This window comes from Flavobacterium alvei (assembly GCF_002920895.1).
GTDB classification, from domain to species: domain Bacteria; phylum Bacteroidota; class Bacteroidia; order Flavobacteriales; family Flavobacteriaceae; genus Flavobacterium; species Flavobacterium alvei.
Window position 1 is genome coordinate 20917 of sequence record NZ_PQVG01000003.1, and the last position, 16017, is coordinate 36933.

Sequence of the window (16017 nt, forward strand, 5' to 3'; positions counted from 1 at the left end):
CCGCAAACCTTCAAACACAAACCCTATGGAATTCGGCAGAATCATTATCTCGGAAACCGCAGTCAACAGCGAAAATCCTCAAGACATCATCAACTCCAATATTTCGGTCATCAACCTGATGCGAGAGGAAAAAATAGACGACGACTTGATTCACGAAGATGCCCTGATGAGTTATTATCTGGATTATTATGCCTCGAAATACATTCAGGGAAACTTTGCCCAATTTGTGCATGATTCCAAATGGAACAAGGAACTCAACGAATTAATTGAAGAAGGATTGGCCTTGATTGGAGCCGAAAAACACTTGGCTTTATTTCAAGAAAATGCCAAAAAAATCCGTTTGATGAGCAACATTAAATTGGATAAATTCCTGAAAGGAAAATTCGAAGGTGTCAACCCGGTACGAGATATGTTGATAAATGATACTTTCTTCGAATTGGATGAAAATCTAATCGCCTTGAATGCTAATTTCCTAAAATCTCATCCCGATACCGAAGTGCTTTCAGTGGACGAAATGTTCGAAGTTTTGGAAGAATTTGTGGGTCACGAGATTAAGAGGGAATAGGTAATTATTTCACAAAGACACGCCAAGAAAAAAACTAAAGAACACGAAGAATTTTGAATAATTATAGAAAACTTCGTGAATCTCTGTGACTCTTTTGCGAATCTTCGTGATATAGCTTTTCTTAAAAAACTTTTGTCTTATTTCTACCAAACATTTCCTTAAATTTGCTCCCGTTAATATAAAGTTAGCTTTTTAAAAATCAGGATATGTTACAAATTGCATTTATTAGAGAAAATCAGGAAAAAGTAATCCAAGCTTTGGCAAAAAGAAATATGGATGCCAAAAGCGTTGTGGAAGAAGTGGTAAAACTAGACGAAACCCGTCGTGCTACCCAAGTAGAATTAGACAATACTTTGGCCGAATCTAATAAATTATCCAAAGACATTGGCGAATTGATGAAGGCTGGTGAGAAAGCCAAAGCCTCCATTCTCAAAGAAAAAACCGTTTTGTTGAAAGAAAAAAGCAAAGACTTATCTGAAAAAGCAGATGCTTTTGCGGCCGATCTTTTAGAGAAACTATACACTTTACCGAACCTTCCAGCAGATATTGTTCCTGAAGGAAAATCAGCAGACGACAATTTGAATGTTTTCCAAGAAGGCGATATTCCAGTTTTGCAAGAAGGCGCACAGCCACATTGGGAACTGGTAAAAAAATATGACATTATAGATTTCGAATTAGGAAACAAAATAACAGGCGCAGGATTTCCGGTTTACAAAGGAAAAGGAGCCAAGTTGCAACGTGCCTTGATCAATTATTTCTTGGACAAAAACACCGCTGCAGGTTACAATGAAGTACAGGTGCCACATATGGTCAACGAAGCTTCGGCATACGGAACTGGACAATTGCCGGACAAAGAAGGGCAAATGTACCACGACAAAACCGATGATTTGTACTTGATTCCAACGGCAGAAGTTCCAGTAACGAATTTGTTTCGTGACGTGATTTTGGCAGAAAACGAATTGCCAATTTTAACCACGGCTTACACACCTTGTTTCCGTCGTGAAGCCGGTTCTTATGGAGCTCACGTTCGTGGTTTGAACCGTTTGCACCAATTTGACAAAGTCGAAATCGTGCGAATCGAGCATCCCGACAAATCCTACGAAGCTTTGGACGGAATGGTCGAACACGTGAAAAATATTTTGCAGGAATTGAAATTACCGTACCGAATTTTGCGTCTTTGTGGCGGCGATATGGGTTTCACATCGGCTTTGACTTATGATTTCGAAGTGTATTCTACGGCGCAAGAGCGTTGGTTGGAGATCTCTTCTGTTTCCAATTTCGAGACTTTCCAGGCGAATCGTTTGAAATTGCGTTTCAAAGGCAAAGACGGAAAAACTCAATTGGCACACACCCTAAACGGAAGTTCATTGGCTTTGCCAAGAGTTCTAGCAGGAATTTTGGAAAACTACCAGACTGCAGAAGGCATTGTAATTCCTGAGGTTTTGCGTCCGTATTGCGGGTTTGATATTATTGATTAAATTTTCACCATATAAGGCATTTAAGGTCATATAAGTATTAGTATAATAAAAAAGACTTATGAAATATTTACTCGTAATTTTTTTGGCTTTTACAATTAATTCTTTTGCCCAAAATAATAGAACTCATTTGGGTGAAAAATATGCGAAAGAAGAATTGGATGCGGTTTTAGCAAATAAACCAGGAGACAATCTTGTCGACAACAAAGAGTTAATAGTAAAAAATAGTAACACGGCGATTAAAATTGCAGAAGCCATTCTTTTCGAAATTTATGGAAAAGCAAATATTGAAGAACAAAAGCCTTATGAAAAGTATCTAATAAAAAACTATTGGGTAATTTTAGGAACTTTACCAGAAGGAAGTTTGGGAGGAACTTTTTTAATTATTATTGATGCTAGAAACGCTCAGGTTTTAAAGATAATTCACGGAAAATAATTTCTTATATGACCTTAAATGCCTTATATGGTTAAGTAATAATTCTAAAATCAATGAAAAAACTCTTTCTACATATCGCCTTGTTTTTTTCATTGGTTTGTTTTTCGCAAAACGAGCAATTAGCACAATATTACTATGACAAAGGCGATTTCGAGAAAGCCAAAATCAGTTTCGAGGAATTATTAAAAGCAACACCACAAAACTACCAGTATTTCAATAGAATCGTTGACTGTTACCAGCAATTACAAGACTTTTCCGCTTCGGAAAAATTGATAAAAGAGCGGCTTGACAAATACAAACAAGGTAGCCTTTTAGTGGAATTGGGTTATAATTACCAGTTGCAAAAGAACGAGGCTTCCGCAAAAAAACAGTACGACGAGGCAATAGAAAGAATCAAGAAAAATCCAAACGAGGTGTATGGAATTGCCAATTCTTTCGAAAGAAAAGTATTGTTGGAATATGCCTTGAAATCCTATCAAACGGCATTAACCTTAGATCCAAAATTTCCTTTTAATTACCAAATTGCGTTGCTTTACGGGCAATTAGGCAACACCGAAATGATGATTTCCACTTTCTTGGACGAAGCGTATGCCAATCCTCAGAATTCGATTCAAATCCAAAATCAACTGTCTCGTTTTATGGCGGAAGAAGGCGATGAAAACTTCAACGAAACCTTGCGAAAAGCTTTAATTACAAGAGCTCAGAAAAACCAAGATGTTTTTTGGAACGAATATTTGAGCTGGTATTACGTTCAGCAAAAAGAGTTTGGAAAAGCCTTCATTCAGGAAAAAGCAGTCTATAAACGCAATCCGGAATCACTTTCCAGTATTATCAATTTAGCCCAACTCGCCATCGAAGAAGACGATACCGAAGCAGCCAAGGAAATTCTGGGATTTGTCTTGGAAAACACCAAAGATTTGGAGTTGCTCATTCAAGCAAATTCTTATTTGATGGAAATGAAAATTGACAAGGCACAAGAAAAGGATTTTGCCACCATCAACACGGAATTAACAGCTTTGCTGACGGAATACGGGATAACTCCAATTAGCTTATCTTTGCAGCTGATTCAGGCGCATTTTGTGGCTTTTAATTTGAGCAAACCCGAAGAAGGAAAAGCCATAATCAAGAAAGCGCTCGAATTGCAATTGAATGTTTATGAAGAGGCTCAAGCCAAAATGGAGTTGGCCGATATTTTCCTTTTCGAAGAAAAATTCAATCAGGCATTGATTTATTATTCGCAGATTGAAGAGGATTTAAAGAATGATGCCGTGGCGCACGAAGCGAGTTTGAAGGCGGCCAAAACGAGTTATTTTCAAGGTGATTTTGTGTGGGCTTCCAAACAATTCAAGGAATTGAAATCGGCGAGCACGCAATTGATTGCCAACGATGCCTTGGAATATTTCCTTTTAATCAGCGACAACACCGTTGCCGATTCGACCCAAACGGCCTTGAAACAATTTGCCAAAGGTGATTATCTCTTGTATCAAAACAGGAATCAGGAAGCAACAGCGCAGTTTCAGGCGATTTTAAAAAGCTTCAAAGGGCAAGAAATCGAAGCAGTGACTTTGTTGCGTTTGGGAAAAGTTTACGAAAAACAAGGCGAATACAATTTGGCTTTAAGCCAATACCAGAATATTATTGACCAACATAGCGATGGAATTTACATTGATGAAGCATTATTTTTTTCGGCAGAAATTTACAATGATAAATTAAAAGACGCTGAAAAAGCAAAACCGCTTTATGAGAAAATAATTTTCAATCATCAGGACAGTATTTATTTTGTCGATGCCCGAAAGGAATACCGGCAATTGCGGGGAGACAAGAATCTTTGAAAAAGGGTTAATCGGTTAATCGTTTATTTGGTTAACCGATTAAACAATTAACCAGTTAAACAAATAAACAGAATGATCATTTACAACGTTACCACCAACATACACGAAAGCGTTCACGACCAATGGATGATTTGGATGCAACACAAACACATTCCAGAAATGCTGGCTACGGGAAAATTTACGTCGGCCAAAATGACGCGGGTTTTAATTGAAGAAGAAATGGGAGGTGTTACGTATTCCGTTCAATATTTAACGGATAGCAGGGAGACTTTACAAAAATATTACCAAACAGAAGCAGAAGCATTGCGTGAAGAAGGAGTGCGATTATTTGGAGACAAAATGCTTTCTTTCCGAACTGAGTTGGAAGTGATTTCGGAATTTTTCCAGAATAATTAAAAAGCAAAAATGACAAATAACAAAATGCTTTCAGATTTCGATGTACTCATAAGAGGACAGCTTACTGTGAATTTGCCAATTACTGTAATTATGTTGGCTGTTTTTTTTGGATTACTTGAATTTGCCGATTTATCTTTAAGATTAAATTTATTGATAGCTTTTATTTTTGGCTGGATTTCTTGGAGCATTTTAGTAAAAAAATGGATTCTTTGGGCAAAAGAAAATAATGTTTCGGATGAAAGATTATTAAAAATTGGAAAGCCGGGGTTGTTGGTTTGGAGTATTCATACCATAGAAACGGTAACAAAAAAGAATAAAAATCCTTGGATATAAATAAAAGAATAAAACCTTTGCGCCTTTGTGGTTTAAAAAAACAATTATGGAAAAAGTAAAAGCCAAAAAACACCTGGGACAACATTTCTTGAAAGATGAAAGCGTGGCACAAAACATTGCCGACACCTTGAGTTTGGAAGGATACGAAGATGTTCTGGAAATTGGTCCGGGAATGGGCGTTTTGACCAAATATTTATTGGAAAAACCAATCAATACCTACGTGATCGAAATTGATACCGAATCGGTAGAATATTTGGGTGTTCATTATGATAAATTGAAAGACAAAATCATTTCCCAAGATTTCCTGAAATACGACATCAACGAGGTTTTCAAAGGAAAACAGTTGGCTATCATTGGCAATTTTCCATACAATATTTCCACGCAAATCGTATTCAAAGTATTGGAATACAAGAATCAAATTCCGGAATTCTCGGGAATGTTCCAGAAAGAAGTGGCGGAACGCATCTGCGAAAAAAAGGGAAGTAAAGCCTATGGAATTCTCTCCGTTTTGGCGCAAGCTTTTTATGATACCGAATATTTGTTTACGGTAAGCGAACACGTTTTTGATCCACCACCAAAAGTAAAATCGGGCGTGATGCGAATGCGCAGAAAAGAAGATTACAGTTTGCCTTGCAGCGAAAAGTTGTTTTTTACGGTCGTGAAAACCGCTTTCCAGCAACGCAGAAAAACCTTGAGAAATAGTTTAAAAACACTAAATTTGTCCGACATTTTAAGAGAAGACGAAGTTTTTAACCTGCGTCCAGAACAACTTAGCGTAGCACAATTTATAGAATTGACCCAAAAAATAGAAGCGGATGGAGTTTAAAGTCAGCAAAGAACTAATACACGAATTAGAGCAGCTTATTCAAAACAAAGACGACCAGCAACTGGAAGTTTTATTGAATGACTTGCATCATGCTGACGTAGCCGAAATCCTTGACGAGCTTGATTTTGACGAAGCCACATACATTTTCAAGGTGTTGGATTCTGAAAAAACTGCCGAAATTCTTCTCGAATTAGAGGACGATTTGCGGGAGAAAATATTGAGCCGACTTTCGCCAAAAGAAATTGCCGAAGAACTCGATGAACTCGAAACTAATGATGCAGCCGATATTATTGCCGAGCTTTCGCAAAGCAAAAAGCAGGAAGTAATCTCGGAACTTCAAGACGTGGAACACGCCAAGGATATTGTCGATTTGCTACGTTATGACGAAGATACTGCGGGTGGAATTATGCACAAAGAGTTGGTAAAAGTCAACGAAAACTGGAACGTTTTCACTTGTATCAAACAAATGCGAATTCAGGCTGAAAATATCTCCAGAGTCCATTCCATTTATGTGGTGGACGATGAAGACCGACTTTTGGGGCGTTTGTCGCTCAAGGATTTGTTGACAACATCCTCAAAAACACCCATTAGCGAAGTTTATATCAAAAAATTAAATTGGGTAAATGTAGATACCGAAGACGTTGAGGTGGCTCGTATCATGCAAAAATACGATTTGGAAGCCATTCCCGTTACGGATGAAATGGGACGATTGGTAGGACGAATCACCATCGATGACATCGTGGACGTAATCAAGGACGAAGCAACCGAGGATTACCAGTTGGCTGCCGGTATCTCGCAAGACGTTGAAGCAGATGACAGCATTTTGGAGTTGACCAAAGCCCGTTTGCCTTGGTTGGTGTTGGCTCTTTTGGGAGGTTTTGTCTCCGTAAAAGTTCTCGGATTATTTGGAGGAGCAATGATCAATCACGGAAATTTATTCTTTTTCACGCCTTTAATTGCCGCAATGGCAGGAAATGTGGGTGTGCAATCTTCGGCAATTATTGTGCAAGGTTTGGCGAACGATACTTTAAGTGGTTCCTTGTTCAACCGATTGATAAAAGAAGTTTCCTTGAGTTTGTTGAATGGAGTAATTCTGGCTACCATACTATTTTTGGGAAGCCATTTTCTCTTGAACGTGGAATTTATAATAGGAATTATTGTGACCATTGCCTTGATTTCTGTAATTATTATCGCATCGCTTATCGGAACATTTGTCCCCATATTATTGGATAAATTCGGAATTGACCCTGCACTTGCCACAGGGCCGTTTATCACGACCAGCAATGATATTTGCGGAATTCTTATTTATTTTACAATAGCCAGATTGATTTTAGGTTTTTAATACATATACAAAATGAAAGTACATATTATTGGAGGAGGAAATCTGGGTGTTTCCGTAGCATTGGGATTGGCCAAATTTTCAAAGGATAACCAAATTACCGTAACCAGAAGAAATACGGCTAGTATTCTGTATTTAGAGGAATTGGGTGTGACTGTTTCAAAAGACAACAAACACAATATTCAAGAAGCAGATATTATTATCCTGACCATCAAACCCTATCAAGTTGATACCGTTTTGGCGGAGATTCTTCCCGTAATTTCAAATAAAGTAGTCGCTTCTGGAGTAAGCGGATTGTCGATTGAAAATTTGCAAAAAAAGATAGGAGATTCCAATTATGCCATTCGAATTATGCCCAATATTGCAGCTCAATTTGGCGCTTCGGCAACTTGTATTGCATTCAACGAAAAACACAAAGAGGTAGCTCAGAATGTCGTTGCTCTTTTCAAAGATTTAGGAACTGCACCCATTATCGACGAAAAATTGATGGATGCAGCGACCGTTTTGGCAGCCAGCGGAACGGCTTTTGCCTTGCGTTACATTCGTGCATCGATGCAAGCTGGAATCGAAATCGGGTTCGACTGGAAAACGGCTTTGGATATTTCAGCCCAAACCGTAAAAGGGGCTGCCGAAATGATTTTGGAAGAAAACATCCATCCAGAACAATTAATTGATAGAGTAACAACGCCACAAGGCTGTACGATTGCCGGTTTGAGTGAAATGGAAACCCACGGATTCAGTTCCTCATTGGTTCGCGGAATCAAAGCAGCTTTAAAGAAAATCAAGGGATAATTTTTGGGCATTCCCACGCTTCCACTATCGTTCCAGCGTGGTCGGGCTGTACGTTCCCGCTTCCCGATGAAAAATCGGGAGAGCTCCACTGCCATCCCTAATGCGAAAGAGTGACTTACAAGACCTAACAGGTTTTAAAAACCTGTTAGGTCTAATAAAAATCCTCCACATCGACAGCAATCATCCCACACTTTGGGAACAATTGCAATAATATGGTGTTTGAATATTATTCAACTTTTATTGGTATATCAAAGTAAAGGTATCTTTCACCGGATGTTATTGAGTCTTGTTCAGTTGCTTGTTTATTAAAAAACTCTTTGATGTAACCTCGAAGATTTTTTTGACCACTACTTTCAAACTTGACATATGTTTTGAGAATCTCTGATGTTTTGTAAATTTTAGCTAATTTCACTTTATGGATATTGCAAAAATCTTTAGAGACTTTATTTTCTATATCAAAGCAAAGCATCACATCAGAATTAAGATAAATTATAGGTTTATAAATCATTTGTATACAAACAACTTCTTTTTTCTTGAAGTTTTTTGGTAAAAACTTAATTTCAAAATAATTACCATATTTTTTTATTGTGTCTCCTTTATTATCAAAATACCAGCCTTGATTACTGTATTGTTTACCACATAAATTTATATATTCAATTACTTTATCAATCTTGCCATTTTTTTTATAATACTTCCATTTGTCTATTTGATTGACATATGAATATTGGTCTAATTGAGTTTTATATGAACACTTGCCCTCTGATATTAACACATTGTTATTAAACTCTTTTTGATAAAGTATGTTGTTTTTTAAATATTTATCAATTAAAACTATTTCTTCTTTATTGTTGTAATAGATGGATGAATCCGTTCTTATTCCATTTTTATATTTGTGAATAGCTTTTAAATCACCATTTTTATAAAATTCTTTGTAGACACCAGATATTTTATTGTTTATCAATTCATATTCTTTTGTCTTGTTACCATTTGTGTCGTATTCAGTCTTTTTATTAGAACAGGATAACAAAAACAATAATGATATAGATAGAAATAATTTTTTAAACATAAAATAGGTTTTTGATATTTGTAGTATATAAATAAGTGAAAATGACTTTTAAAAATTTATTTCATCATACAAACTTACAAAATTGTACTACTAATTCCTCTTGATAAAAGGATTAACCGCATTTTTTTTGTTATTTTGGAATGTCAAATTTAGCAACACTTTTTATGGATATCAATATCCTCCACATCGATAGCAATCATCCCGTACTTTGGGAACAATTGCAACAAGCAGGATTTACCAACCACAAAGATTTTACTTCTTCCAAAGCGGAAATCGAAGCCAAAATACACGATTACCAAGGTATCGTTATCCGCAGCCGGTTCAAAATCGATCGAACATTTCTGGACAAAGCCACCAATTTGCAATTTATTGCAAGAGTTGGAGCAGGCTTGGAAAGCATCGATTGCGACTATGCATTATCCAAAAACATCGCACTCATTGCTGCACCGGAAGGCAACCGAAATGCCGTAGCCGAACATACTTTGGGAATGATTTTGTCGCTTTTCAACAATTTGAATCAAGCCGACAACGAAGTAAAATCAGGACATTGGAACCGGGAAAAAAACCGTGGTCACGAATTGGATGGTAAAACCGTTGGGATTATAGGTTACGGAAATATGGGGAAATCTTTTGCCAAAAAACTGCGAGGTTTTGAGGTAGAAGTATTGTGTTACGACATTCTGGAAAATGTGGGCGATGAAAATGCACGACAAGTTTCGCTCGAAGAATTTCAGCAAAAAGTAGATGTTTTAAGCCTGCACATACCTTGGACACCCGAAACGGACAAAATGGTTGATGCCGATTTTATCAAGGCTTTCGCCAAACCGTTCTGGATTATCAATACTTCTCGTGGCAAAAACATAGTCACTGCCGATTTAGTCGAAGCGATGAAAACAGGTAAAATTCTCGGAGCCGGTTTAGACGTTTTGGAGTATGAAAAACTGTCTTTCGAAACTCTTTTTCAAGATAAAGAAACTCCCGAAGCTTTCCAGTATTTATTGAATTCGAAAAATGTAATTCTCTCGCCACACATAGCCGGCTGGACATTTGAAAGTCACGAACGATTAGCACAGGTAATTGTGGATAAAATCAATAAACTATATTCTTAAAATTCATTAAATCAAAAAATTAAGATTTTATAATACTACTTTTCCTTAAATTTTATATATTAGCACTTCAAACGGAGTTCAGAAACCAATGAAAAACGAGGAGCAACCGAAAATCCACAAGAGTAGGTAATAACAATTAATAGTATTAAATATGATTGAATGGTACAAAAAAGTAGTTTTCGAAAATTACGCAAATTTTAAAGGAAGAGCAAGACGAAGTGAGTATTGGTATTTTCACTTATTTAATTTAATAATTTTATTGTCATCACTAATTATTGGTGCTGTAATAGGTTCGTTATTTGATAATACATTTGGAGGAGTTGTAGCGGCCTATATTGTATTTGCGATATACACTTTATTGACCATAATTCCTGCTTTTGCAGTAATAGTAAGAAGATTGCATGATGTAGATAAGAGTGGATGGTTTTATTTTATTATATTAATTCCTTTAATAGGTTCAATTTGGTTGTTAGTTTTATTTTTTACAGAAGGAACTATCGGTACAAATCAATATGGATCAGATCCTAAATCTCAACTGGATTCAATCAGCGAAATTGGTACAACCGAAGCATAATTAATAATTGAAACCTACAGTATTTCAATAAATTTTATAATTTTACCAAAACCAATTAATCAACAAACCATGGAAACCATTACAGAACATTGGAATAAACCAAACAACCCAATACCAGTATTCAAAGTTGACCCAATTTTAGTATTAATTTTAGGATTTGTCACCTGCGGATTGTATCATATTTATTGGAATATTAAAATTGCCGAAGTGCTAAATGCAGTGACAGGGCGTGAAGTTATTTCGTCTCCTATCGCTATTTTTGCAGGATGTTGTTTTCCTATAAACGTTTATTTCTTTTATTTAGCAGGCAAGGAAGGACTGCCAGAAGTGTATAAACGCATTGGTTATCCGCAAAAAGACGATTCTACTTTATTGATAGTTTTAGGGTTTTTCTTTCCAATGGCAGCAGCAATGATTGTTCAAAATGACATCAATAAATTATACAATTAATACAAAATTTAAACGTAAAATCTACGGAATCATCGGCGCCTTTATCACGCTGATGGTTCCGTTTTTTTTAATTGTTTTTCATCAGGACAATCATCTCGAAACGGCTCAATCGCTTTGCCCTTTAAAGATGCTTACAGGTTTTCCGTGTCCGGGCTGCGGCATCACAAAATCGTTGGTTTATTTATATGAGGGCGATTTACAAAAAAGTTTGTATTATCATATTTTAGGCCCTTTTGTGATTCTTTTTTGTGTGGCAACAATTGGTGTACTTTCTGCCGAATTGATTACTAAAAAAGAATATTTTACACAGTTGTTGTTCAATAAAAAACTAGCCTATGGATTGGCTCTTTTTCTAGCAACGTATCATTTTATTAGAATTATTTATTTCATCAAGAATCATTCGATTGACGATATTATATGTCAGTCTATTTGGAGGTAAAGAGTTAAGCCGTCTTCTGCCATCTGATTACTCTTCCTTCTCTGCTAATTTTCTTTCTAATTCTGCTTGAAATTCTTCCATAACAGGTTTTACAGTACTATCTGGAATTTCAGAAATTCGAATGTACATCAATCCGTCAATAGCGTTATTGAATAGTGGGTCAACATTAAAAGCAATGACACGAGCATTTTGTTTGATGTATTTTTTGATCAAAACGGGCAAACGCAAAGAACCTGGCTCTAACTCGTCAATCAATTTGTCAAATTTGTTCAAATCGGCTTCGGCTTCATCAAAAATAAAATCCTTATCGGCGTCTTTTAGCTTGACTTTAAACTCCTTTTTAGGATGAATGTATTGAGCAATATAGGGGTCATAAAAATTAGACTTCATAAATTCAATCATCAGCGATTTCGAAAAATTCGAAAATTGATTGCTGATACTCACGCCTCCAAGCAAGAATTTATGTTCAGGATGACGCAGCGTAATGTGAATAATTCCTTTCCAAAGCAAGAAAAGAGGCATCGGTTTTTGTTGGTATTCTTTGATGATAAAGGCACGACCCATTTCGATAGAATGGTGAAGCATGTCGTGTAATTCGGGTTCAAACCCAAACAAATCTGTTAAATAAAACCCTTCAATTCCATATTTTGGATAAATTTCAGAACCCAGCCCCATTCGATAGGCCCCAGCAATTTTTTTGGCATCGCCATCCCATAAAAACAAATGACGATAGTGGGTGTCGTAGGAATCGATATCGGTAGATTCATTGGTTCCTTCGCCCACTTCTCTGAAAGTAATTTCTCGTAATCGACCTATTTCCTGAAGGATATTTGGCATTTCTTCGGCTTTGGCAAAGAAGACTTCATAGTTTTTGCTTTCCAATAATCGACAATCTTTTTCTCTTAGGGAGTTTACTTCTGTAATCATTTTGTCTTGATTAACAGCAGTAGCTATTTTTTTTGGATTCTTGGGTAGTTTTAAATTGGGTTTTGGCAAAAACGGTGTTTCCTTTTCGAAAGGTTTGGCCAACATATAGGTTTTTCGTCTTAAAAACTCTGAATACTCATCTATTGAAGTGAGCTCGTTTTGTTCTGATACTGAAATAGGTTTTCCAATTCTAACTTTGATTACTCTATTTTTTTGAGTCAATAATTCGGAAGGTAATTTGGCAGTTCGCAAAGTGTCGCTTATTTTAGAAAGAAAGTAAAACAATCCACTATTTTTAGCATGAAAATAGATAGGAACAACAGGAACTTGAGCTTTTCTAATTACTTTTATAGCGCCCTCTTCCCATTCTTTGTCAACCACAAGTTTACCATCTCTGTAGGTCGAAACTTCGCCAGCCGGAAACATTCCTAGTGGTTTCCCGTCTCTCAAATGGCGTAAGGTTTCTTTAATTCCAATCACACTCGACTTGGCATCTTTGTGATTTTCGAAAGGATTTACGGGCATGATGTAAGGCTTCATCGGATCGATGCGATGCAAAAGGAAATTGGCTATAATTTTAAAATTAGGCTCTTTTTCCAACATTAATTTCAAGAGTAAAATGCCGTCAATTCCTCCAAGCGGATGGTTAGAAATAGTGATGTAAGCCCCATCTTTTGGTAATCTTTTAAAATCTTCTTCTGGAATTTCAAATTTTATTTGAAACTCATCCAATATGGCATTCAAAAACTCCACTTCTGATAAGTGTTTGTTTCTGTCGTAAATTTTATTTAGGGTCGAAATTTTCAAGACTTTCATCAGCAACCATCCCGAAAAAGTACCTAAAATTCCATATTTATCTGTGTTTATTGCTTTTGCAACTTCTTTTGCGGTTACTAAACCCATAGGTAGCGTATGTTTTTTTGAGCAAGAAACAAAGATAGCAAAAAACTCTATTTTCTATCTATTTTTGGCATCAATCTTTATTGTTTTCATTACTTTTGAATCACAAATAAAAACGCAATGAAAATCATTTCTTATAATGTCAACGGCATTCGATCTGCAATCTCCAAAGGTTTTATCGAATGGTTGCAACAAGCCAATCCCGATGTAATTTGCCTTCAGGAAATAAAAGCCACACCAGAGCAAATTCCACTTTTAGATTTTGAACTTGCCGGCTATCCCTATCATTACTGGTTTCCCGCTACCAAAAAAGGCTACAGCGGAGTGGCCATTTTGTCGAAAATCAAACCCAACAACGTAGTTTTTGGAACTGGAATCGAGCATATGGATTTCGAGGGAAGAAATATCCGAGTTGATTTTGATGACCTTTCGGTAATGAGTTTGTATTTGCCTTCTGGAACCAATAGCGAAAGACTGGAACACAAGTTTATGTATATGGACGATTTTCAGAATTACATCAACGAACTGAAAAAAGAAGTCCCTAACCTTGTGATTTGTGGCGATTATAACATTTGTCACGAAGCAATCGACATTCATGATCCTATTCGAAACAAGAAAACTTCAGGATTTTTGCCCGAAGAAAGAGCTTGGTTAGACGGTTTTATGAAAAGTGGATTCATCGACAGTTTCCGACATTTGAACAAAGAACCCAATAATTACACTTGGTGGACGATGCGATTTCCATCGGCAAGGTTGGAGAACAAAGGTTGGCGCATCGATTATTGTTTAGTTAGCGAACCTTTAAAACAAAAAATTAAAAGAGCCGTTATATTACCCGAAGCCAAGCATTCTGACCATTGTCCGAGTTTGGTAGAGATAGAGTAAATCAAATTCAAAAGTCAAATTCAATTTCAATAAAAAAACAGTAAAAATGATAAAAAGAATTTCCCTCGGATTGCTGATTCTAGCACTTTCTACTTCTTGTGTTTCCAAGAAAATATACAATGATTTAGAAAGCAAATATGCCGATTTGAAGAAAGAAAATAAAAGTATTTCTGAAGAAAATGAAGAGCTGAAAAAAGCAAAAAGCCAACTCGAATTGGATCAAGCAGCCACAAAAAAAGAATTAGAAAAAGTAAAAGCAGAACGCGATAAAGTGCAAGCCGATTATGCCGCTTTAAACAAAAAAATGGATGTTTTGAAAGATTCGTACGCCGCTTTGGAAAAAAACAGCGATGAATCTTTGAAAGCCAATATGGCCAAAAATCGTCAATTATTAGAACAATTGGCTGCCAAAGAAAAAGCATTGGCATTGGAACAAGAAAAATTAGATAAAAATGCGAAACGTTTGCAAGAATTAGAAGATTTGATTGCTGCCAAAGAAGCGAGTATGCGAAAACTAAAAGAAACCCTTTCGAAAGCTTTGAATGGATTTGAAGGAAAAGGATTGACAGTCGAGCAAAAAAACGGAAAAGTATATGTTTCTATGGAAAACAAACTCTTGTTTAATTCAGGAAGTTGGGCTGTAGGATCTGAAGGAAAAAAAGCCGTTGTTGAGGTCGGAAAAGTATTGGGCGACAATCCAGATATTTCAGTTTTGATTGAAGGTCATACCGATGATGTTCCTTATGGAGGTTCAGGACCCATTGCCGATAACTGGGATTTATCGACCAAAAGAGCTACCGCAATTGTTGGTATTTTAAGCGAAAACAAGGCTATTAACAAACGAAATTTAACAGCTGCTGGTCGTGGCGAATTTTCTCCTTTGGCCAGCAATGCCACTCCAGAAGGAAAAGCCAAAAACCGTAGAATCGAAATTATTTTGACTCCAAGATTAGACGAAATCGCCGAAATGTTGAAGGAGATCAATTAAGAAATCTAGTTTTGTCAAAGTTTTAAACTTTGACAAATCGCACTGTTGGCGGTAATAGTACCACAAATCACGCGAAAAAAATAAAATGAAACAATTGATTATAATATTCGCTTTTCTTTTTTTTCCAAATTACTATTTATTTGGACAGAAATTTGTACTAAAGAATGAAAAGATAATTTATTCTTTCCAAACTAACAATGGAAAGGTAATGACTCTTTGTAGTGATAAAACGGGAAAGTACATTGTCTATCGATTTGGAACAAAGAATAACATTGAATTAGAATACCCAAACACCAAAGACAAATCGAGTTGGAACAAATTTGAATATTCTTATTGGCTAAGAGGTGGAGGAATAGAAAACGAAGGTATTGATCTTAATTATGTTGCATTTACAATTGAAAAAACTAAATATGTAATCTATGACACTTATTTTGCTAATGGTGAAAAATATGAAGTTGGAATTAGAGTTATTGACTTATCTAACAATAAAACTTTAAAAATTATTGGAAAAGGAAAAACTCAAAAAGGAACTTTAGTAGACTTCAGGTTTGATAAATCAATAAAAGAAGGTGAAGAACTTTATGATTAAAACTACTACTACCAGAACGTTATTAGAGCTTTGTCAAAGTTTCAAACTTTGACAAAGCTCATAAAAGAAATAAGGTTCAGCGTTTTTCTCTGAACC

General features: G+C 36.1%; 18 protein-coding genes. 16 read left to right on the plus strand and 2 right to left on the minus strand.

Going from position 1 to position 16017, the window contains the following annotated elements; genetic code table 11:
* Positions 1-25 precede the first annotated feature (25 nt).
* The 9 genes from C3L50_RS05440 to proC all read left to right on the plus strand — a co-directional run bounded on the left by C3L50_RS05440 (position 26) and on the right by proC (position 7994).
* Entirely contained in the window at positions 26-565 is a 540-nt protein-coding gene (locus C3L50_RS05440; RefSeq protein WP_103805154.1) for a DMP19 family protein, read from the plus strand.
* A gap of 206 nt (positions 566-771) precedes the next feature.
* Positions 772-2043, plus strand: a complete 1272-nt coding sequence (gene serS / locus C3L50_RS05445; protein ID WP_103805155.1) for a serine--tRNA ligase — start codon at positions 772-774, stop codon at positions 2041-2043.
* A gap of 58 nt (positions 2044-2101) precedes the next feature.
* Entirely contained in the window at positions 2102-2476 is a 375-nt protein-coding gene (locus tag C3L50_RS05450; RefSeq protein WP_103805156.1) for a YbbC/YhhH family protein, read from the plus strand.
* 53 nt (positions 2477-2529) lie between these two features.
* A complete protein-coding gene (locus C3L50_RS05455; protein ID WP_103805157.1) occupies positions 2530-4308 on the plus strand; it encodes a tetratricopeptide repeat protein in 1779 nt (592 codons plus the stop codon).
* Positions 4309-4380: 72 nt separating this feature from the next.
* Positions 4381-4704: a DUF4286 family protein gene (locus C3L50_RS05460; protein ID WP_103805158.1), complete on the plus strand. Its 324-nt coding sequence runs from the start codon at positions 4381-4383 to the stop codon at positions 4702-4704.
* 9 nt (positions 4705-4713) lie between these two features.
* Positions 4714-5037 (plus strand): DUF485 domain-containing protein, encoded by a 324-nt coding sequence (locus C3L50_RS05465; RefSeq protein ID WP_103805159.1) that lies wholly within the window; start codon positions 4714-4716, stop codon positions 5035-5037.
* Between the two features lie 46 nt (positions 5038-5083).
* Entirely contained in the window at positions 5084-5863 is a 780-nt protein-coding gene (rsmA, locus tag C3L50_RS05470) for a 16S rRNA (adenine(1518)-N(6)/adenine(1519)-N(6))-dimethyltransferase RsmA (protein ID WP_103805160.1), read from the plus strand.
* Entirely contained in the window at positions 5853-7205 is a 1353-nt protein-coding gene (gene mgtE, locus C3L50_RS05475; protein ID WP_103805161.1) for a magnesium transporter, read from the plus strand. The genes rsmA and mgtE overlap by 11 nt, the downstream gene beginning before the upstream one ends.
* 12 nt (positions 7206-7217) lie before the next feature.
* Positions 7218-7994, plus strand: coding sequence for a pyrroline-5-carboxylate reductase (gene proC / locus C3L50_RS05480; RefSeq protein ID WP_103805162.1), 777 nt, complete (start codon positions 7218-7220; stop codon positions 7992-7994).
* Between the two features lie 226 nt (positions 7995-8220).
* On the opposite strand, the gene C3L50_RS05485 is transcribed toward proC, so the two are convergent.
* Positions 8221-9060 (minus strand): toxin-antitoxin system YwqK family antitoxin, encoded by an 840-nt coding sequence (locus C3L50_RS05485; protein WP_103805163.1) that lies wholly within the window; start codon positions 9058-9060, stop codon positions 8221-8223.
* Between the two features lie 164 nt (positions 9061-9224).
* Here C3L50_RS05485 and C3L50_RS05490 point away from each other — a divergent pair, with 164 nt between their 5' ends.
* The 4 genes from C3L50_RS05490 (at position 9225) to C3L50_RS05505 (ending at position 11632) form a co-directional block, all read left to right on the plus strand.
* Positions 9225-10169, plus strand: a complete 945-nt coding sequence (locus tag C3L50_RS05490; protein ID WP_103805164.1) for a 2-hydroxyacid dehydrogenase — start codon at positions 9225-9227, stop codon at positions 10167-10169.
* 151 nt (positions 10170-10320) lie between these two features.
* Entirely contained in the window at positions 10321-10743 is a 423-nt protein-coding gene (locus C3L50_RS05495; RefSeq protein ID WP_103805165.1) for a DUF805 domain-containing protein, read from the plus strand.
* A gap of 69 nt (positions 10744-10812) precedes the next feature.
* Positions 10813-11193, plus strand: a complete 381-nt coding sequence (locus C3L50_RS05500; protein ID WP_103805166.1) for a DUF4234 domain-containing protein — start codon at positions 10813-10815, stop codon at positions 11191-11193.
* Positions 11168-11632, plus strand: a complete 465-nt coding sequence (locus C3L50_RS05505; RefSeq protein WP_103805167.1) for a DUF2752 domain-containing protein — start codon at positions 11168-11170, stop codon at positions 11630-11632. The genes C3L50_RS05500 and C3L50_RS05505 overlap by 26 nt, the downstream gene beginning before the upstream one ends.
* Before the next feature lie 27 nt (positions 11633-11659).
* On the opposite strand, the gene C3L50_RS05510 is transcribed toward C3L50_RS05505, so the two are convergent.
* Complete coding sequence (locus C3L50_RS05510; protein WP_103805168.1) at positions 11660-13462, minus strand: GNAT family N-acyltransferase; 1803 nt, start codon at positions 13460-13462, stop codon at positions 11660-11662.
* Positions 13463-13579: 117 nt separating this feature from the next.
* Here C3L50_RS05510 and C3L50_RS05515 point away from each other — a divergent pair, with 117 nt between their 5' ends.
* The 3 genes from C3L50_RS05515 (at position 13580) to C3L50_RS05525 (ending at position 15921) form a co-directional block, all read left to right on the plus strand.
* Complete coding sequence (locus tag C3L50_RS05515) at positions 13580-14344, plus strand: exodeoxyribonuclease III (protein WP_103805169.1); 765 nt, start codon at positions 13580-13582, stop codon at positions 14342-14344.
* 46 nt (positions 14345-14390) lie between these two features.
* Positions 14391-15332 (plus strand): OmpA/MotB family protein, encoded by a 942-nt coding sequence (locus C3L50_RS05520; RefSeq protein ID WP_103805170.1) that lies wholly within the window; start codon positions 14391-14393, stop codon positions 15330-15332.
* 208 nt (positions 15333-15540) lie between these two features.
* Positions 15541-15921, plus strand: coding sequence for a hypothetical protein (locus C3L50_RS05525; RefSeq protein WP_133158853.1), 381 nt, complete (start codon positions 15541-15543; stop codon positions 15919-15921).
* The last annotated feature ends 96 nt before the right edge of the window (positions 15922-16017 follow it).